At 63.8% G+C, this 15,671-nt stretch carries 26 protein-coding genes and 2 tRNA genes; 18 read left to right on the plus strand and 10 right to left on the minus strand.

Features of this window, described 5'->3' with window-relative positions:
* Positions 1 to 7: 7 nt before the first annotated feature.
* The 6 genes from ACRYLT_RS15560 to ACRYLT_RS15585 form a co-directional block, all read right to left on the minus strand.
* Positions 8 to 84: transfer RNA gene (locus ACRYLT_RS15560), tRNA-Arg, on the minus strand.
* A 97-nt stretch (positions 85 to 181) separates the two neighbouring features.
* On the minus strand, positions 182 to 613 hold the full coding sequence (locus ACRYLT_RS15565) for a DUF1178 family protein (protein ID WP_482664991.1): 432 nt from the start codon (positions 611 to 613) through the stop codon (positions 182 to 184).
* On the minus strand, positions 610 to 1,500 hold the full coding sequence (locus tag ACRYLT_RS15570; protein WP_482664992.1) for a carbon-nitrogen hydrolase family protein: 891 nt from the start codon (positions 1,498 to 1,500) through the stop codon (positions 610 to 612). The genes ACRYLT_RS15565 and ACRYLT_RS15570 overlap by 4 nt, the downstream gene beginning before the upstream one ends.
* The gene (gene grxC / locus ACRYLT_RS15575) at positions 1,497 to 1,757 is read right to left on the minus strand and encodes a glutaredoxin 3 (protein ID WP_482664993.1); all 261 of its coding nucleotides are present in this window, start codon (positions 1,755 to 1,757) and stop codon (positions 1,497 to 1,499) included. Before grxC ends, ACRYLT_RS15570 begins: the two co-directional genes overlap by 4 nt.
* A 44-nt stretch (positions 1,758 to 1,801) precedes the next feature.
* Positions 1,802 to 2,545, minus strand: coding sequence for a ComF family protein (locus ACRYLT_RS15580; RefSeq protein WP_482664994.1), 744 nt, complete (start codon positions 2,543 to 2,545; stop codon positions 1,802 to 1,804).
* Positions 2,538 to 4,271, minus strand: coding sequence for an SLC13 family permease (locus tag ACRYLT_RS15585; RefSeq protein WP_482664995.1), 1,734 nt, complete (start codon positions 4,269 to 4,271; stop codon positions 2,538 to 2,540). The genes ACRYLT_RS15580 and ACRYLT_RS15585 overlap by 8 nt, the downstream gene beginning before the upstream one ends.
* Positions 4,272 to 4,374: 103 nt before the next feature.
* On the opposite strand from ACRYLT_RS15585, the gene ACRYLT_RS15590 reads away from it, so the two are divergent.
* A complete protein-coding gene (locus ACRYLT_RS15590; RefSeq protein ID WP_482664996.1) occupies positions 4,375 to 4,557 on the plus strand; it encodes a hypothetical protein in 183 nt (60 codons plus the stop codon).
* Positions 4,558 to 4,629: 72 nt separating this feature from the next.
* A tRNA-Cys gene (locus ACRYLT_RS15595) sits at positions 4,630 to 4,703 on the plus strand.
* Positions 4,704 to 4,792: 89 nt separating this feature from the next.
* On the opposite strand, the gene ACRYLT_RS15600 is transcribed toward ACRYLT_RS15595, so the two are convergent.
* Positions 4,793 to 6,925, minus strand: coding sequence for an ATP-binding protein (locus tag ACRYLT_RS15600; protein ID WP_482664997.1), 2,133 nt, complete (start codon positions 6,923 to 6,925; stop codon positions 4,793 to 4,795).
* Between the two features lie 55 nt (positions 6,926 to 6,980).
* Here ACRYLT_RS15600 and hmgA point away from each other — a divergent pair, with 55 nt between their 5' ends.
* Positions 6,981 to 8,273, plus strand: a complete 1,293-nt coding sequence (gene hmgA / locus ACRYLT_RS15605; protein ID WP_482664998.1) for a homogentisate 1,2-dioxygenase — start codon at positions 6,981 to 6,983, stop codon at positions 8,271 to 8,273.
* A 198-nt stretch (positions 8,274 to 8,471) separates the two neighbouring features.
* Complete coding sequence (locus tag ACRYLT_RS15610; RefSeq protein WP_482664999.1) at positions 8,472 to 8,633, plus strand: hypothetical protein; 162 nt, start codon at positions 8,472 to 8,474, stop codon at positions 8,631 to 8,633.
* On the opposite strand, the gene ACRYLT_RS15615 is transcribed toward ACRYLT_RS15610, so the two are convergent.
* The gene (locus ACRYLT_RS15615) at positions 8,634 to 8,825 is read right to left on the minus strand and encodes a hypothetical protein (RefSeq protein WP_482665000.1); all 192 of its coding nucleotides are present in this window, start codon (positions 8,823 to 8,825) and stop codon (positions 8,634 to 8,636) included.
* 57 nt (positions 8,826 to 8,882) lie between these two features.
* Here ACRYLT_RS15615 and ACRYLT_RS15620 point away from each other — a divergent pair, with 57 nt between their 5' ends.
* Positions 8,883 to 9,086 (plus strand): hypothetical protein, encoded by a 204-nt coding sequence (locus ACRYLT_RS15620; RefSeq protein WP_482665001.1) that lies wholly within the window; start codon positions 8,883 to 8,885, stop codon positions 9,084 to 9,086.
* 36 nt (positions 9,087 to 9,122) lie between these two features.
* Here ACRYLT_RS15620 and pspF read toward each other — a convergent pair whose 3' ends face one another.
* A complete protein-coding gene (pspF, locus tag ACRYLT_RS15625) occupies positions 9,123 to 10,172 on the minus strand; it encodes a phage shock protein operon transcriptional activator (RefSeq protein ID WP_482665002.1) in 1,050 nt (349 codons plus the stop codon).
* Between the two features lie 183 nt (positions 10,173 to 10,355).
* On the opposite strand from pspF, the gene ACRYLT_RS15630 reads away from it, so the two are divergent.
* The 13 genes from ACRYLT_RS15630 to ACRYLT_RS15690 all read left to right on the plus strand — a co-directional run bounded on the left by ACRYLT_RS15630 (position 10,356) and on the right by ACRYLT_RS15690 (position 15,104).
* A complete protein-coding gene (locus tag ACRYLT_RS15630; RefSeq protein ID WP_482665003.1) occupies positions 10,356 to 10,514 on the plus strand; it encodes a hypothetical protein in 159 nt (52 codons plus the stop codon).
* Positions 10,515 to 10,659: 145 nt separating this feature from the next.
* A complete protein-coding gene (gene pspA / locus ACRYLT_RS15635; RefSeq protein ID WP_482665004.1) occupies positions 10,660 to 11,358 on the plus strand; it encodes a phage shock protein PspA in 699 nt (232 codons plus the stop codon).
* Positions 11,359 to 11,362: 4 nt separating this feature from the next.
* Positions 11,363 to 11,692 (plus strand): envelope stress response membrane protein PspB, encoded by a 330-nt coding sequence (gene pspB / locus ACRYLT_RS15640; RefSeq protein WP_482665005.1) that lies wholly within the window; start codon positions 11,363 to 11,365, stop codon positions 11,690 to 11,692.
* Positions 11,689 to 12,072, plus strand: a complete 384-nt coding sequence (gene pspC, locus ACRYLT_RS15645; protein ID WP_482665006.1) for an envelope stress response membrane protein PspC — start codon at positions 11,689 to 11,691, stop codon at positions 12,070 to 12,072. The genes pspB and pspC overlap by 4 nt, the downstream gene beginning before the upstream one ends.
* Before the next feature lie 32 nt (positions 12,073 to 12,104).
* On the plus strand, positions 12,105 to 12,365 hold the full coding sequence (locus ACRYLT_RS15650; RefSeq protein WP_482665007.1) for a hypothetical protein: 261 nt from the start codon (positions 12,105 to 12,107) through the stop codon (positions 12,363 to 12,365).
* A 27-nt stretch (positions 12,366 to 12,392) separates the two neighbouring features.
* Positions 12,393 to 12,683, plus strand: coding sequence for a coiled-coil domain-containing protein (locus tag ACRYLT_RS15655; RefSeq protein WP_482665008.1), 291 nt, complete (start codon positions 12,393 to 12,395; stop codon positions 12,681 to 12,683).
* A 13-nt stretch (positions 12,684 to 12,696) separates the two neighbouring features.
* Entirely contained in the window at positions 12,697 to 13,011 is a 315-nt protein-coding gene (locus ACRYLT_RS15660; protein ID WP_482665009.1) for a hypothetical protein, read from the plus strand.
* Positions 13,012 to 13,045: 34 nt separating this feature from the next.
* Positions 13,046 to 13,375, plus strand: coding sequence for a hypothetical protein (locus ACRYLT_RS15665; RefSeq protein WP_482665010.1), 330 nt, complete (start codon positions 13,046 to 13,048; stop codon positions 13,373 to 13,375).
* A 10-nt stretch (positions 13,376 to 13,385) separates the two neighbouring features.
* Positions 13,386 to 13,661, plus strand: a complete 276-nt coding sequence (locus ACRYLT_RS15670) for a hypothetical protein (RefSeq protein WP_482665011.1) — start codon at positions 13,386 to 13,388, stop codon at positions 13,659 to 13,661.
* 34 nt (positions 13,662 to 13,695) lie between these two features.
* Positions 13,696 to 13,956 carry a hypothetical protein gene (locus ACRYLT_RS15675; RefSeq protein ID WP_482665012.1) on the plus strand — a complete coding sequence of 87 codons (261 nt, stop codon included), beginning with the start codon at positions 13,696 to 13,698 and terminating at the stop codon, positions 13,954 to 13,956.
* Between the two features lie 10 nt (positions 13,957 to 13,966).
* Complete coding sequence (locus ACRYLT_RS15680; RefSeq protein ID WP_482665013.1) at positions 13,967 to 14,191, plus strand: hypothetical protein; 225 nt, start codon at positions 13,967 to 13,969, stop codon at positions 14,189 to 14,191.
* Between the two features lie 41 nt (positions 14,192 to 14,232).
* Positions 14,233 to 14,646 carry a SufE family protein gene (locus ACRYLT_RS15685; RefSeq protein WP_482665014.1) on the plus strand — a complete coding sequence of 138 codons (414 nt, stop codon included), beginning with the start codon at positions 14,233 to 14,235 and terminating at the stop codon, positions 14,644 to 14,646.
* 65 nt (positions 14,647 to 14,711) lie between these two features.
* Complete coding sequence (locus tag ACRYLT_RS15690) at positions 14,712 to 15,104, plus strand: PaaI family thioesterase (protein WP_482665015.1); 393 nt, start codon at positions 14,712 to 14,714, stop codon at positions 15,102 to 15,104.
* A gap of 9 nt (positions 15,105 to 15,113) precedes the next feature.
* On the opposite strand, the gene ACRYLT_RS15695 is transcribed toward ACRYLT_RS15690, so the two are convergent.
* Complete coding sequence (locus tag ACRYLT_RS15695; RefSeq protein WP_482665466.1) at positions 15,114 to 15,644, minus strand: J domain-containing protein; 531 nt, start codon at positions 15,642 to 15,644, stop codon at positions 15,114 to 15,116.
* Positions 15,645 to 15,671: the final 27 nt, after the last annotated feature.

Raw genomic sequence — 15,671 nt, forward strand, 5'->3', positions numbered from 1 at the left:
GCGAGATTGGTGACCCCGACAGGATTCGAACCTGTGGCCTACTGATTAGGAATCAGTTGCTCTATCCTGCTGAGCTACGGGGCCATCCTCTCAAAGGATGATCGGCTAGGCAGTGACCACACTGCCTAGCCATGTCCAGGAAACACGGCAACCGGATCATTGGCTGAACCCGCCTCGGGGGTCAATTCTCCTCGCCCGGTTCGGCATAGGGAAAAAGGAGCGGCGACACCGGGACGCCCTCCTCGATCAGGCTTTCCGCATCGGCGATCGTCGCCTTGCCGTGGATCGCCCGCGCTTCCGCCTCGCCGAGGTGAATGGCCCGTGCCTCATCCGGAAAGCGGTCGCCGACATAGTCGCTCTTCTCCAGCAGCTTCTTCTGAAGCAGCGCCATTTGCGCGAGCATCGCCTTGACCGTCTCCGGCGGAAGATCGGCAGGCGCTTCGCCCCGTCCGCCGACCCGCGGCGCCATCGGCGCCTTGGCGACCTGCCCGGATCCGCAGATCGGACAGGATACCAGACTCCTTGCCTGCTGGTCTTCATAATCCGCGCTGGAGCCAAACCAGGCCTCGAAGACATGACCGCCCGGAGAACATCGGAGATCGAAGACGATCATTGGCCCGCGATCGCCCCCTCCCCGGCTTCCGACCGAGGCGCTGTCGCCGGACCGATGGACGCAACGACATGCTCCGGCTCAGGGATCGAACGGCGGTGGCGGATTGCCGGCAATCGGCTGCGAACTTCATCCACGGCGGCAGGATCGATCTCGACGAAGCCCAGTCCGGGGTCCCGTCCCATGTCCAGAAGGACAGTGCCCCAGGGGTCGACGACGAGCGAATGACCGAAGGTTTCACGACCATCCTCGTGCCGCCCGGTCTGGGCCGCTGCGATCACGAACACCCCCGCCTCGATCGCGCGGGCACGGAGCAAAACGTGCCAATGGGCCTCGCCGGTCGGGACCGTGAAGGCCGCGGGAATGCTGAACAGTGTGGCGCCGGCGTCGCTGAGCCTCGAAAACAGGCCGGCGAAGCGCAGATCATAGCAGATGGCAAGGCCGAGCGGGCCGAGCGGCGTGTCGACGAGCACGGGGCGCTCCCCGCCACAATAGGCCGCGGACTCCCGCCAGCTCTCGCCGGTCGCGAGGTCGACGTCGAACAGGTGCATCTTGTCGTAGCGGGCCCGGATCTGCCCCTGACCGTCAATCACGAAGCCCCGGTTGGCAAGCTTGTCCCCTTCCCGGGTCAGGAGCGCAAGCGACCCGACATGAACCCAGATGCCGGTTCGTCCGGCGGCATCGCGAACGGCGGCTAGGACCCGATCTTCAGCCTCGGTCCGAAGTTTCGGTCCAGCGCGCTGGCGGTCGCGATCCAGCAGACCGCTCATCTCCGGAGTGAACAGCATCTTCGCGCCGCCCGCCGCTGCCTCTTCGATCCGGCGGACCAGCTCGGCCGCGTTCGCGTCGGGATCGGTACCCGTCTGCGCCTGAAACAGTGCAATCTTCATTCGGCGCTCAACAGGGGTTCGAGTCGGCCGGAGCGATCGAGTTCCAGCAGGTCGTCGCACCCGCCGATATGGCGATCGTCAATGAAGATTTGCGGCACGGTCGACCGGCCATTGGCCCGCTGCAGCATTTCCGCCCGCTTGGGACCGCCCATCGTGATGTCAAATTCATCAAAAGCCACGCCCTTCGCCGCCAGCAGCTGCTTGGCGCGCGTGCAATAGCCACAGAATAGCTTGGTGTAGATTTCGACCCTTGCCATGCCCTGCTTTCCTTCGCGGCAAGTGAGGGCGAGCCCTCGCCTTGTCAATGTTCCCTGCTTCGAACGACCCTGGCCCAGCATAGAAGCTCGACCTCGGCCGCTCCGGCACGCTTCAGCACCCGGGCACAGGCATTGGCGGTGGCCCCGCTGGTATATACATCGTCCACCAGGATGATCCTCCGGCCGCGCACCTCCGCCTGAAGCTTCCTTGAAACCCGAAACGCGCCGCGTAACGCCTCGTTGCGCTCGCGCGGGCCCAGGCCCTTGAGCGGCGGAGTTGCCTTCAGCCGCTCCAGCAGGTCGAGCCGAACCTCGCCCCCTCTTCGCCGCGCAAGCGCGGAGGCGATCAGGGCGGCCTGATTGTAGCCCCGGCGCCAGATTCTCCATCGGTGCAGCGGAACTGGTGCCAGAAGCGCGCCGTCAGGTTCGAAATGCCGCTCGATGAATCTGGCAATCGTCGCCGCCACACCGGGCCGTCCGCCATATTTCAGCTTGAGCACGACCCGCCGGGCGGTTTCGTCATAGGCGACTGCCGCGCGCAGTCTGTCGAATGCCGGGGGCTCGGCAAGACAGCCGCCGCAGAGCGCCTCCTCCTCGCTTTCGAAGCCGAACGGCTGGGCGCATCGCGCGCAGCATGGAGGTCCGAGAAAGTCCAGCTGCGACCAGCAATCGAGGCAGAACCGATGCGGTTCATCGATGATCGACCCGCAGCCCGGGCATCGCGGCGGCAGGGCGAAATCGAGCAGGGGACGAGCGGTCGCTCGAAGGAGCGGCAGGAGCTCAGCCATAAAGGCGGCTCAACACATAGGCGGTGACGACGATCGCCAGAACGGACAAGGGGGCGCCGACCCTGGGATAGTCGGTGAAGCGATAATTGCCGGGTCGCATCACGATCAGGTTGTTCTGGTGTCCGATCGGCGTCAGGAAGTCGCAGGACGAGCCGATCAGTACGGCCAGGAGGGCCGCGTCCGGATTGATCCCCAGGGCCGTCGACGCCTCCACTCCAACCTGAGCCATGACCAGTGCCGTCGCGATATTGTTGAGAAAGACGGTGAGGATCATCGTCGCGCCGACGATCACGGCAAGCATCACGAAGAGCGAGGAATCCGCCAGCAGCCAGCTCAGGACTCCGGCGATCGCCTCGCTGCCGCCAGCTTCGTTGAACGCCCGACCGACCGGGATCATTCCGGCAAGAAGGATCAGAACCGGAATGTCGATCGATCGGTAGGCCTCCTCCGCGGGGAGCAACTGGAGCAAACAGATCAGCAGGGCGGCCGCCATGAAGGCGGCGGTCGTGTCCACGCCAAGCCCCGCCAGCAGGACAGAAGCGCCGTAGATGCCGACGACGAGAAGAGCCGGGCGTCCGGGCCGAACCGGCGGACTGTCGCGATCCACTTCGAGCAGCCGGGCATGCCGGATCAGCTGGGCCAGCATCTCCGGCTCGCCGCGGAGAAAGAGCTGGTCGCCGGCGCGGATCAGGTTCGTGTGAAGCGGCCGCTTCAGCCGGGCAGCGCGAGGACCGGCCGCGATGAGTTCGACGGCCCCGCGGGTTCGGGCACCGATCGCGCCATAATCCTGGCCGATCAGCGACGAGCCGTGAATGACCGAGACATGCGCCGTCTCGGCATCGTCGCGCTCGGCAACGTCGGAGAAGAAGCCGGCTTTTTCCGCCACCTGCCAGGGATAGTCGCGACTCATCACGAGCAAGCGGTCGTCGTGGAAAAGGAGCGCGTCATTTTCCAGCCTGGCCCGCTGACCGTTCCGGATGACGGCGAGAAGCACCGCCCCCGCATCGCGAAGGGAAGCGCGCACCGAGGAGACGCGCATCTGGCCCTGGAACGCGGCCATCGGCAGGCCGAGTTCGAACGTGAGAACGCGATTGTTGGCGCCGTCTTCGGTCTGTCCTTCGCGGCGCGGCGCGAGCCGCCAGCCGAAGATCATCAGGTAGAGCAGGCCCGCGGCCGCGAGCGCCGCCCCGACCGGAGTCATGTCGAACATCCCGAAGGGCTGTCCCACGCGATCTTCGCGGATCGACGAAATGATCAGGTTGGCCGGCGTTCCGATCAGGGTCGTCATTCCGCCAAGGATGGTCGCGAAGGCCAGCGGCATCAGCACCGCACCGGCCGGCAGTTTGTGCTCCCGAGCGATGGTGAGGGCGATCGGCATGGTAATGGCCAGTGCGGCGATGTTGTTCATGAAGGCGGACAGCAAGGTACCCATCAGGAGGACGCCGCCGATGCGAATGCTGGCGAAGCGTGAGCGCGGGACGAAGAGGCCCGTCATCGCCTGGGCGGCGCCGGTAAACTCCACCGCCCGTCCGACGACGAGAACGGCGGCGACGATCAGAACCGCCGGCGACCCGAACCCCGCAAGGGCTTCCTCGAGGCTGACGAGTCCGGTGACCCAGGCAAGCAGAAGAACGATCAAGGCGACGGCGTCGGGCCGGATGCGGTCGCTGACGAACATGGCGAGCGCAAGAAGCATGATGGCCGAGCTGAGGAGAGCGTCGCTCATGCCCGTACCTTAATCGAGATCCATCTGGTCGCCACTCCCACTGAGGGCGCGAACAATTCTGGTTCTCAATGGTTCACAGGTGAAGACAAAAGAGGAGGCAAAGGTGAGCGACAAGGATTCGATCAACAAGGCCGGCACTTCGGAGCAGGAGCGCGACCGGGAGAGCGAGTTCGACATCACCGGCAACGTCCGCGAGAAGCACCAGCAGCCCTCACCGGGCGGACGCGACCGCGGAGAGCTGTCGGACGCGGAGCCGCAAGGCGCAGGGGACGTCGGGGGCCGCTGACGCGGCTCCGACCGAACCGGCATGTGAACGGCCATTGACACCTCAGGCGAAGCCGCCCATTTCGGCGCCCTCGGCCCGATGGCGGAGTGGTGACGCAGCGGACTGCAAATCCGTATACGCCGGTTCGATTCCGGCTCGGGCCTCCACTTCATTGCTCTCATTGAAGCACGGCTCGCCCGACAGGCAGCCGCCTTGCAGGGCACTTTGCGTGACCGGTTCCGGGTCGTCGCTACTCTTATCCTGCCGGAAGTTTGGCTCTGACCTTCTCCGGACTGTGGAGTCGGTCGGCGCCTGGTGGCAGGGTAAAGCGAACGCAGGCCCCCTCCCCAGCCGCGCGATCCTCGACCCAGATGCGGCCGCCATGCGCTTCGATGATCGTTCGAGAGATGGAGAGCCCGAGGCCGAGACCGGAATTCTTCGTCGTGGCAAAGGGCGAAAAGCGATCGGCCCCTCTTCCCTGAAAGCCGGGGCCGTTATCTTCGACCCAGACCGTTACCGCACCCCCGGCCTCCCGCCGGCTGCCGATGCTGATCCTCGGATCGCCCGCTTCCGCAAGTGCATCGCAGGCGTTGCGGAGCAGGTTCACGAGCACCTGCTGGATCTGTATCCGATCGCCATAAATCTGCCTGGCCTCCGGCGCCAAAGCGGTCTCCAGCCGGAGCATCGGCCAGGCCTGCGCCGGCACCACGAGCGCCGCGGCGTCGTCGATCACTCGGGTCAGCGAAATTCTGGCCAGGGTTTTCGGTTGGTTCGCAACCATCTCGCGAACCCGGCGGATGATGGTTCCGGCGAACTGCACCTGGCGCTCGGCCGCGACCAGCCCCTCCTCGACTTCGTCGAGGCTCGAGCTTCGGAGCCGTCGGCGGCTGCCGGCAAGATAGTTCGACGCCGCCGCCAACGGCTGGTTCAATTCATGGGCAAGGGTCGCGGCCATGGCGTTCATCGCCTCGAGGCGGGAAAGATGAGCCAGCTGAGTCTGGAGGCGGTCCAGCAGCCTGCGGGCGCTGATGTTCTGGTTGGTTCCGTGAAGCCGGACGACCTTCGATTGCGGGTCTAAGCTGGGGATGACGACGATCTGGTGGCGCGATTCCAGCCCGCTGGGAAGGCGAACGTCATATTCGACCTCCTGTGATTCGCCGGTACGTACCGCTTCGGCAAAGGCCGCGTCGATCGCCTGCTGACCCTCCTCGTCGAGTGCAGCCTTGAACTCGGCCAGAGTCGGACTGCCAAGGCGAGGATCACGTTCGAACTGGACGCAAAGCTGCGGCGACCAGCGCAGCTCGCCAGTCAGCACGTCATATTCCCAGTCACCGATCTGTCCGATCCGTTGTGCTTCGTGCAGCCGCTGGTTGGCGCGGGCCAGCTCCAACGCACGCCGTTCCTGCCGGGCGCGATTGAAAATCAGCAGGGCTGCGAAAGCGATGATCAAGAGGGACGTAAGCGCCGCTCCGTTGACAATGACCGCGGCCCGGCGCCTGGGCTCGGCGAGGATCTCGGCCTCGCGCACGCCGTAGGTCACGAACAGGTCGTAGTTGCTGAGGCGGCGATGGCTGAAATACCGAACGATCCCGTCAAGAATGCTTGGGCCGAGATAGGTGCCGTTCGGATGTCTCCTCTGCTGTGACATGACGAGCGTGCCACGAAGGTCCTCGCCATAGCTTTCGGTCTGGCCGGTTCGCCGGGCGCGAGTTACTCCGTCCAGTCCGATGACCGACATGACGTCGGTCGCATTGATCGACGCGTCCTGGTAGAATGCGGTGAACTGCGCCGGAGCGATGTTGATCGCCACGACCCCGGCGAATGAGCCGTCTGGATTTTCGAGTCGGCGGCTGAGCCAGATGACCGGCTGCTCCAATACCTGCGAATATTGAGGGGCGCTCACGAACAAGTGGTCGGTCCTGCGCTCCGAATGAACCTTGAAAGCCGGGTGCCCGGAAACATTCGTCGGCGGCAATCGCGATGGTTCCAGCGAGGTTGCGATGAGATCGCCCGACGCGTTGGTGAGGCTGACTCCGAGAAACAGCCCCTGGTTGGTGAAGTTATTGTGCAGCGCCGCTGGACGGTGCCGCGTGCCAAACCAGCGTGGCGGAGCGGTACCGCTTTCGAACCGGTCCACGAAATAGCGGGTGACCAGCTCGGCACTGTCGAGGGTGCGGCGAACGAACTGCTCCAGAGCCATGGAGCGATTGACGTTCTGACGCACCGCGTCGTCGATCGCCCGGCGCCGCTCGAAACCTATTTGGTGATCGACGAACCACCAGAGCGCGGAGAGCAAAGCGAGACAGAAGCTGCCCACTCCGATTGCGAAGCGGAACAGCCCCGGCAGTCGACCTTTCCCCGATCGGAGCTGGGCGATTGCAGCACGCATCCCACATGCTATGGCGGGAGGAAGACTGTCGTTCAATCACGGAGCTTGGCGAGCAATGCACGAAGGACCGGCTGTCGAAATGATGTCCGGTTTCGGCAACCATTTCGCAACGGAAGCCGTCTCGGGCGCACTGCCAAGGGGCCGGAATTCGCCGCAGCGGCCGCCTTTCGGCCTCTATGCCGAGCAGCTGTCCGGTACCGCCTTCACGGCTCCTCGCGTCGAGAATCGACGATCGTGGCTCTATCGAATGCGGCCCTCTGCCGAGCACCCTCCTTACCAGCGCTATGAAGGTGCGAAGCATTTCGGCTCGGGAACTGCCGACGTGCCACTGCCGCCAAATCGCCTGCGCTGGGATCCCCTGCCGCTGCCTGACCAGCCGACGGACTTCATCGACGGCCTCGTGACGATGGTGGCCAATCGCGATCCGGAGAGCCTCGAAGGGGTCGCCGTTCACATCTACCGCGCCAACCGATCGATGGAACGGCGCTATTTCTTCGATTCAGACGGCGAGCTGCTGATCATTCCCCAGCAGGGTCGGCTCGACTTGCGAACCGAAATGGGGCGGATTGAAGTCGAACCGGGCGAGGTGGCGCTCGTGCCGCGAGGCGTGCGCTTCCGGGTACTTCTGCCCGACGGGGAGGCGCGCGGTTACGTGGCCGAAAATCACGGTTCCCTGTTCCGTCTGCCCGAACTGGGGCCGATCGGCTCCAACGGTCTCGCCAATCCGCGGGATTTCCTGATCCCGCGGGCGGCCTATGAGGATGAAGAGGTCCGTGTCGAGCTGGTCCAGAAGTATCTCGGATCGCTCTGGGTGACCGAGCTCGATCACAGCCCGATCGACGTTGTGGCCTGGCACGGCAATCTTGCGCCGTGGAAATATGACCTGAGGCTGTTCAACACGATCGGAACGGTCAGCTTCGACCATCCGGATCCCAGCATCTTCACCGTCCTGACTTCGCCATCCGACGTCCCGGGCCGCGCCAATGCCGACTTCGTGATTTTTCCGCCGCGCTGGATGGTGGCCGAGGACACTTTCCGCCCACCATGGTTCCATCGCAACGTCATGAGCGAATGCATGGGCCTGATCTACGGCGGTTACGACGCCAAGGCCGACGGTTTCCTTCCGGGGGGTCTCAGCCTGCACAATCTGATGGCTGGCCACGGACCTGACGTCGCCAGCTGGAAGGCCGCGAGCGAGGCCGAGCTCAAGCCCCACAAGATCGAGGGCACGATGGCTTTCATGGTCGAAAGCTGCTGGCCCTATCGCCCCACGCGGTTCGCGACCGATCATGCACAGAGCGACTATGACCAGGCCTGGGGCGGCTTCCCCAAGGCACAGCTTCCCTAGTCCGATCCGGCGGCTTGCCCTCGGCCATGCATCTGCGGCCCCCGAATCCTCAGACCTGTCCCTGAAGCGACAGGGCGATCTGACACAATCGAAACAAATGAAACGCGACTGTGACCAAGATATGCATGCCAGCGGTCCGGCCGGAGCGTAATGCCGCGATCTTCCAGTAGGCGGTGCGACGAGCCGTTAGAGGCGAACATGAAGATGTGGAAGAAAATGGACAGTCCCCTTGCCCTGGTCGTTCAGGGGTTCGCTGCAGGCGCGATCCTGTTCTTCACCTTCCAACCGGTGGCGCATCCTCCGCAGCAACCGTCCGACGCCTCGGAAGAAAGCTCGCTGCTCGGGACGCTTCGGGTCTAATCATTCCGCCGGAGCGACCGGCGGTACCCCGCTGGACGAGGGGTTTGGCGCATCCTCCGGATTGTTGATCCACGCCGCCCATACGAACACCGCCACTGCGATCAGCAGCAGCGCCAAGGCAACGAGATTACAGCCAACAGAGCCCGGCCGGTGCCGAGTGTCGCCCGCCTGTGTGGGATCGGGATTGTCCATCGCCGCCTGAACCTCGAGCCCTCGATCCGGGTTCCGCCCTGTGCCATGGAACGGCAGATGGCCGGCCTTTCCTTCTTCATCTACGGGCTGGTGGCCGGCTACCTCGTCGTCAGGCTGCAGCGCCTGAAAAACGAGGGTCGGGCGCCATCCCTCCTTCTCTGGGGAACGGCATGGATCGTCATGGTGCTTTCCTTCGGACTGGCTGCGCTTTCGCTGGGCTGGATGGCCTGGCTGGAGTTGTACGGCGCGCCTGAACCCTGAACTGGAGATCCAGCCTTCAGGAGAAGACGGTGCGGCTCAGCTTCCCTGTAGCTGGTGGCGCCGCATCGCATGCCGAAGCTGGTCGTAGGTGAGACTCAGTGCCGCAGCCGCAGCGCGCTGGTTCCACCGGCAGCGCTCCAACGCGGCCGCGAGAATGGCCTTCTCATATTCAGCGACGGCGAGCCGGAAATCCGCACATTTGCCGGGATCGTAGGCCGCGGCCGCAGCCGCTTCGGCCGGCGCGGCAGCGACCGGCTCTTCCGCCTTCGGAGGCGGTGGGGTCTTCTGGTTCTCGTTGGCGGCGGTCGGAGCCCAGGGGGACTCGAAGGGATCGAACTGGATGTCCTCGATCGGCTGGCTTTCGTCGTACCAGCGGTAGACGGCTCGCTCGACCACATTCCTCAGCTCGCGGACGTTCCCCGGCCACGGATAGGAAAGAAATTGTGCCATTGCCGCCTTCGCAAAGCCCGGCCAGCCGGCCCAGCCCAGCTCGAGAGCCATTCGGCGCCCGAAGAATTCCGCCAGCACGGGAATGTCGCTTTCCCGGTGCCTGAGCGGCGGCAGGGTCACGACTTCGAAGCTCAGCCGATCGAGAAGGTCGGCTCGAAACCGGCCTTCATCGACGAGTCTCGGGAGATGCTCATTGGTGGCGGCGACGATCCGTACATCGACCTCGATCGGCTTGGAGGCACCGATCCGGGTCACCTCGCCATATTCGATCGCGCGAAGCAGACGATCCTGCGCCGGACTGGACAGCGTCGCCAGCTCGTCCAGGAAGAGCGTTCCGCCATTGGCTTCTTCAAACCGTCCGGGCCGAGCCTTGGTGGCGCCGGTAAAGGCCCCGGCCTCGTGGCCGAACAGCTCGGCCTCGATCAACGTCTCGGGCAAGGCCGCGCAGTTCATCACGATAAGCGGTCCGTCCCAGCGCGAGGACAGGTGGTGGAGGCGCTCGGCAATGAGCTCCTTGCCGGTCCCCCTTTCCCCGATAACCAGCACCGGCCGATCGAGCGGCGCGGCGCGGCTGGCTCGCTCCACCGCGTCCAGAAAGGATGAGGACTGGCCGATCAGCTGGGTGTTCCGCTCCATTCCCGAATCTTGGCGTAATCCACCACGTCTTGGCAAGCCTTAACCGCCCACTGAGCCCGCAGCCTCGCTATTTTTGGCGGATTTCTGCGCTTTTTCAAAGTTGGCACGCCCCCTGCTAACATAAGAGCGTCACGCCCGGATGGTCGGCGGGATGGGACAATGACAATGTTGGGGAGACCGCAAATGTTCAAGTCAGATCATCTGGTCGGAGTTGCCCTGGCTGCAGTCGGCGCACTCATCCTTTCGACTCTCTCGGTCGCCGCGGCGGTAGCACCGGCGGAGGCTGTCGGCGACAGCCGTACCGTCTATGCTGAAGCCGGATCGGTTCGGGCGAATGGTTGATCGCTCACCGGTGCGGATCATGGTGGAGAAGGAAGCGCTCATCCGGATGGATGCTTCCAGCAGCCAGCGTGGAAACCGCGGCGGCAGTCGGTTCTATGGAAGGGCGCCGGCCACGCCCTTCGACTTAGCGAAGGAGTTTTTTTCCATGGGTATCTTTTCGCGGACGCGCGACATCATAGCCGCCAACGTCACCGACCTGCTCGACAAGGCGGAGGACCCGGCAAAGATGATCCGGATGATCATCCTCGAGATGGAGGAGACGCTTGTCGAGGTCCGGGCCTCGGCCGCGCGAACGATCGCCGACCAGAAGGAAATGCGGCGACAGATCGCCAAGCTCGACCGACTTCAGGAAAGCTGGGTCGAGAAGGCTGAGCTGGCCCTCTCCAAGGGCCGCGAGGATCTCGCCCGAGCAGCCTTGCTGGAGAAGCAGAAAGCCGCGGACATGGCCGACCAGCTCAAGGCGGAGATCGAGGTCCTGGATGATGCGTTGCGCGCTTCCGAGGCCGACATCGCCAAGCTGCAGTCGAAACTGCGCGAAGCGCGGACTCGGCAGAACGCGATCATGACCCGGATGGAAAGCGCTCAGAACCGCGCCCGGCTTCGCGAACTCTATGCGGGCCCCAAGGTCGACGAGGCGTTCAGCCGCTTCGACGTCCTGGAGCGTCGCGCAGATCTTGCCGAAGGCCATGCCGACGCTCTCGGCCTCGGGGGACCGCCCAAGACCCTCGAGGAGGAAATCGCCGAGTTGCGCAACGCCGAGAAAGTGGATGCGGAGCTCGAAGCGCTGAAGGCGACCCTCGCCAAGCGCACCAATGGCGGCGCTGCGCAGAGCCAGGAGGACTGATCAGATGGACGACCTGGCTCCAGTCATCATCGTCGGCATGCTCTTCATCGGTCTGCCGTGGATCATCTTTCACTATGTCAGCAAGTGGAAGACAGCAGCGACTTTGACCACCGAGGACGAGAACCTCCTCGACGAACTTCATGACCTCGCCCGCCGGCTGGACGAACGAATGATCACGATCGAACGGATCGTCCAAGCCGAGAATCCGAACTGGCGTTCGATCGCCCGCGATCCGGTCGGCCTCGGGATCGAAGATCATAGATCCCGCGACCTCGCCGACAGCGATCTCGAACCGGTCGCTCGCACCAACCGCCCCCGCAGGAGGAACGTATGAGCTCTCCACGCACTCGCTTCTACCTCGACAAGCAGAACGCCAAATGGTCGGGCGTCTGTGCCGGCATCGCAGACTATACCGGAATGGACGTGACTCTCGTCCGCATCGGTATCGTCATCCTCACGATCCTCGGTGGCTTTCCCTGGACCCTCATCGCCTACTGGATCGCCGCCTGGATGGCTCCGGCCAAGCCGGTGGAACTGTATTTGGAGGACAAGGAAGAGCAGAAGTTCTGGCAGGGCGTCCGCCGAAGTCCGCACCGCACGGCGCGCCAGGTGCGAGCCCGCTTCCGGGACATCGATCGAAGGCTCGCCGACGTGGAAGCCTATGTGACCAGTTCCAACAGTCGCCTCGCTCGCGAAATCGAACAGCTTCGCTGAACCGACAGCTGCCAGAGGAAGGAGGAAGAGTCATGGATGCCAATCTTGCCTTGTTCCTGATCATCGGGATCACGGTCGCAGCGGCTTTGGCCCTGCCCCTCCTTGCAACCTTCAACCGAAGCAGCCCTTCAAGTTTCGTCGAGAGCGCCGCCAGCGATGGAGCCGACCTGATGATTGCCGAGAATTCGAGGCTTCGCGGGCAGATCGCTAGGCTCGAGGAGCGCCTCTCAAGTCTTGAAGGTCAAGGCGGACGGCCAGCGCTTCGAGGCGCCCGTAGCGGCGATCTGAACTAGAACGAGCATCAACAGGGAGACGAGCGCATGTCCTGGGGAAGTCCAGCCTTTGTCCTGGCGATCATCGCCATGTCCTATGCCGCCTGGATCGTCACCAGCTGGATCCGAGCCAAGCATGGCTATCCTGTCGAGGACGAATGGGGCGGCCTGTCCCACGGCGGCGACCCGGGAGAGGATCGCAAGGTCGAACGGCTCTCGAGCGAGAATGATCAGCTGCGTAGTCAGGTCAGCCGGCTCGAGGAGCGGATCGCCGTGCTCGAGCGGATCGCCACCGATCCGGCCGAACGCACCGCGCGTGAAATCGAACAGCTGCGCTAGAGGAGAGCCATCCGTGAATTTCCCGTTCGAAACCTTCGCTCCCGTAGCCGCCATCGTCGGGCTCGCTGCCGTCCTCGGATGGGTGTTCACGACCTGGCTTCGAGTGAAGCATGGCTACCCGCTCGACGGCGCCTGGGGACAAGCCGTGTATCCCAAGACCAGCGACGAGGGGATGGAGCGCATCAAGCTGATCAGCCAGGAGAATGCCCAGCTCAGGGCCGAACTCGGCGCGGTCAAGGACCGACTCGCCAATGTCGAGCGGATCGTGACCGACGACAGCCATCGCCTGACGCAGGAAATCGAAGCGTTGCGACTGACTCGGAACTGAGCTGCTTTGGGAGAAGTGGGAGGAGGAGAAGCCAATGGCAGAGGAAATATTGATCCCGCACCTGCCCTGGATCATCGGCGGCGGAATGGTGCTCGGGCTGGTGGCGATCGCCGGATGGATCTTCACAACCTGGTTGCGAATCAAGCATGGCTATCCGCTCGAAACGAGCTGGGGCAAGGCCGTCGAGCCAAAGATCACCACCGAAGCGTCGGAGCGGTTCAAGCTGCTGACGGCGGAGAATGCTCAGCTGAGAGCCGAACTCGGTGCCGTGAAGGACCGGCTCGCCACTGTCGAGCGGATCGTCACCGACGACGGCCACCGGGTCGCGCAGGAAATCGAGGGCCTTCGCGGGCTCAGCAATTAGGAGCACCACGATGGAAAAGACCTATCTGGTCCTCGGCTTCTTCATGATCGTCGTCGGGATCCCGGTGATGGCCGGGATCGGCTACGAGGCCTTCAAGCGCTGGCTCAAGCACAAGGAGAAGATGGCGGAAGCCCTCGCCGCGATGACTGCCGAGCGAGCCGCCCAGCATGCCGCGCACACGGAGAGGCTGGAGCAACGTGTACGTGTGCTTGAACGCATCGTGACAGAGAAGGGCGTGGACATCGCCGACGAGATCGAACGGCTGCGCGACAAACCTCTGAACTGAAACGTCGAAACACGGGAACGGAAGGAAAGCGAATATGAGCGGCAGTCAGGTAATGGTGGTGCTGATCGTTGCGATGGTCATGGTCGCGAGCATCATCAAGGCGCGCTATGGTTATTCGCACAAGTTCAAGAACGGCGGACATGAGAGCGAAACCCGTTTTGGCGGTTCTCGCGAAACGGCGCAGCTGCGCGAGGAGGTCAAGCAGTTGAAAGCCCGGATCCAGGTCCTCGAACGCATCACGGTCGAGAAAGAGAACAGCCTGGAACGGCAGATCGAAGAGCTTCGGAACAGCTAGGGAGGGAAAGTTGGCGGAGCCGCTCCTTCTGGTCACACTCGCCTCGACGGGGACAATGGCCCTTGCGATCTGCTCGGCAGCTGCCGCCAAGGTCTGGCAGGGCTGGTTCGAGCTCAGGCGTCTGGAAATCGTCCGAGCGGGCCATCGAAAAACCGGAGCAGCGCGAGGCGAACTGGTCGAGCTCCGCAATCGTGTTCGACGCCTCGAACGCATCGCCGATGGGGCACAAGGCTGACGGCGGGTGACGAAAGCGGGCGAGACCATTAAGTGCGCCCGATGGACTTGCGATCACTTGAAGACGTTTACTCGGACTATGAGCTGCTCGAACCGGACGACCGCTATCGGCTTCTGATCGACCTCGGCCGCGGTCTCGAACCAATGCCCGAGGCATTGAAGACGGATGCCACTCTTGTAAGAGGCTGCTCCGCCGCGGTCTGGCTCTATCCGGTGGCGAGTGCCGACGGACGACTGCATTTCCTCGCCGACAGCAATGCCGCGATCACCAAGGGAATCGTCGCTTTGATCCTGCTTGCGGTGCAGGATCGCCGGCCCGAAGAGATACTCGCCCTCGACATCGAGGGCGAGTTGGCGAAGTTCGACCTTCGCAATCAATTGAGCTCCAACCGCACCCAAGGCATTCCGAACATGATCGCCCTGGTGCGCGAAACGGCACGACGGCTCGCACAATGAGCGGACCGGATTCCCCTGGACCGTCCTCGGGCAGCCCAACAAGGGCCTTCGATCCCGAAAGTTTCATGAGCTATGTGCGTCACCTCGGCCATGGCGGGGCGCTCGGAATCGCCTACCGGGATCATGGCGAGGATTGGGTCGAGCTCACGCTCCCCTATCACGAGCAACTGATCGGCATGCCGGAAAGCGGCATCATTGCCTCTGGACCGATCATCAGCCTGATGGACATGGCGACCAGCCTTTCCATCTGGGTCAAGTTGGGCCGGTTCCGGCATCAGGCCACGCTCGATCTGCGGATCGACTATCTGCGACCCGCCGTTCCCGGCCGGACGATCGTCGGGCGGGGCGAATGCTATCGAGTCACTCGGAGCGTCGGCTTCGTTCGGGGACTCGCCCATGATGGCGATCCTGCCGATCCGTTAGCCCATGTGACCGGTACGTTCATGTCGACGGACTGAGCCGTCCACCTAGACGGCGCTTCGGCGCTCCTCCGCCTTGCGCAGGACTTCATAAGCGGCCTGCACGGCCTGAAAGCGCTCGGCCGCTTCCGAGTCCCCGGGACGCAGGTCCGGATGGTTGGCCTTCGCCAGTCGTCGATAGGCGATCCGGACTTCCTCGAAATCGGCATCGCTCTCGAGCTCCAGGACATCCAGCGCACGCATTTCGTCGCTGCTCCGGCTGCCGTCGCCCGGTCCACCCCATCCGTAATGGCCGGACTGGCGATATCCGTTCGCTCCCCGCTGCTCGTCAGCTTCGCGTGCCGCCGCCTCTTCGGCGGTCAGGCCTTCGAAATAGTTCCAGTTGCGATTATACTCGGCCGCGTGCCGTTCGCAAAAAAACCAGCGATCCCGGCTGTTGGGCGATTTCGGTGCCGGCCGGTCGCCAGGCTCGTCGCAGCCGTGGCGATCGCACTTGCGCACCGGCTCCGCCTGGCGGGTCGAGCCGTAGCCGCGCCAGCGGGGAAATCCCCAGTCATTCGATCGCGTCTGCCTTGCCATCGCTTCCAGATAGAAAGTGGCCGGCGG

This window comes from Sphingosinicella sp. SM1-17 (assembly GCF_056821765.1).

Bases quoted from the DNA above. Each gene is read 5' to 3' on its own strand.
- ACRYLT_RS15565 (WP_482664991.1), bottom strand. From the start codon at position 613: ATGATCGTCTTCGATCTCCGATGTTCTCCGGGCGGTCATGTCTTCGAG.
- ACRYLT_RS15570 (WP_482664992.1), bottom strand. From the start codon at position 1,500: ATGAAGATTGCACTGTTTCAGGCGCAGACGGGTACCGATCCCGACGCG.
- grxC (WP_482664993.1), bottom strand. From the start codon at position 1,757: ATGGCAAGGGTCGAAATCTACACCAAGCTATTCTGTGGCTATTGCACG.
- ACRYLT_RS15580 (WP_482664994.1), bottom strand. From the start codon at position 2,545: ATGGCTGAGCTCCTGCCGCTCCTTCGAGCGACCGCTCGTCCCCTGCTC.
- ACRYLT_RS15585 (WP_482664995.1), bottom strand. From the start codon at position 4,271: ATGAGCGACGCTCTCCTCAGCTCGGCCATCATGCTTCTTGCGCTCGCC.
- ACRYLT_RS15600 (WP_482664997.1), bottom strand. From the start codon at position 6,925: ATGCGTGCTGCAATCGCCCAGCTCCGATCGGGGAAAGGTCGACTGCCG.
- hmgA (WP_482664998.1), top strand. From the start codon at position 6,981: ATGCACGAAGGACCGGCTGTCGAAATGATGTCCGGTTTCGGCAACCAT.
- ACRYLT_RS15610 (WP_482664999.1), top strand. From the start codon at position 8,472: ATGAAGATGTGGAAGAAAATGGACAGTCCCCTTGCCCTGGTCGTTCAG.
- ACRYLT_RS15615 (WP_482665000.1), bottom strand. From the start codon at position 8,825: ATGGACAATCCCGATCCCACACAGGCGGGCGACACTCGGCACCGGCCG.
- ACRYLT_RS15620 (WP_482665001.1), top strand. From the start codon at position 8,883: ATGGCCGGCCTTTCCTTCTTCATCTACGGGCTGGTGGCCGGCTACCTC.
- pspF (WP_482665002.1), bottom strand. From the start codon at position 10,172: ATGGAGCGGAACACCCAGCTGATCGGCCAGTCCTCATCCTTTCTGGAC.
- ACRYLT_RS15630 (WP_482665003.1), top strand. From the start codon at position 10,356: ATGTTCAAGTCAGATCATCTGGTCGGAGTTGCCCTGGCTGCAGTCGGC.
- pspA (WP_482665004.1), top strand. From the start codon at position 10,660: ATGGGTATCTTTTCGCGGACGCGCGACATCATAGCCGCCAACGTCACC.
- pspB (WP_482665005.1), top strand. From the start codon at position 11,363: ATGGACGACCTGGCTCCAGTCATCATCGTCGGCATGCTCTTCATCGGT.
- pspC (WP_482665006.1), top strand. From the start codon at position 11,689: ATGAGCTCTCCACGCACTCGCTTCTACCTCGACAAGCAGAACGCCAAA.
- ACRYLT_RS15650 (WP_482665007.1), top strand. From the start codon at position 12,105: ATGGATGCCAATCTTGCCTTGTTCCTGATCATCGGGATCACGGTCGCA.
- ACRYLT_RS15655 (WP_482665008.1), top strand. From the start codon at position 12,393: ATGTCCTGGGGAAGTCCAGCCTTTGTCCTGGCGATCATCGCCATGTCC.
- ACRYLT_RS15665 (WP_482665010.1), top strand. From the start codon at position 13,046: ATGGCAGAGGAAATATTGATCCCGCACCTGCCCTGGATCATCGGCGGC.
- ACRYLT_RS15670 (WP_482665011.1), top strand. From the start codon at position 13,386: ATGGAAAAGACCTATCTGGTCCTCGGCTTCTTCATGATCGTCGTCGGG.
- ACRYLT_RS15675 (WP_482665012.1), top strand. From the start codon at position 13,696: ATGAGCGGCAGTCAGGTAATGGTGGTGCTGATCGTTGCGATGGTCATG.
- ACRYLT_RS15685 (WP_482665014.1), top strand. From the start codon at position 14,233: ATGGACTTGCGATCACTTGAAGACGTTTACTCGGACTATGAGCTGCTC.
- ACRYLT_RS15690 (WP_482665015.1), top strand. From the start codon at position 14,712: ATGAGCTATGTGCGTCACCTCGGCCATGGCGGGGCGCTCGGAATCGCC.
- ACRYLT_RS15695 (WP_482665466.1), bottom strand. From the start codon at position 15,644: ATGGCAAGGCAGACGCGATCGAATGACTGGGGATTTCCCCGCTGGCGC.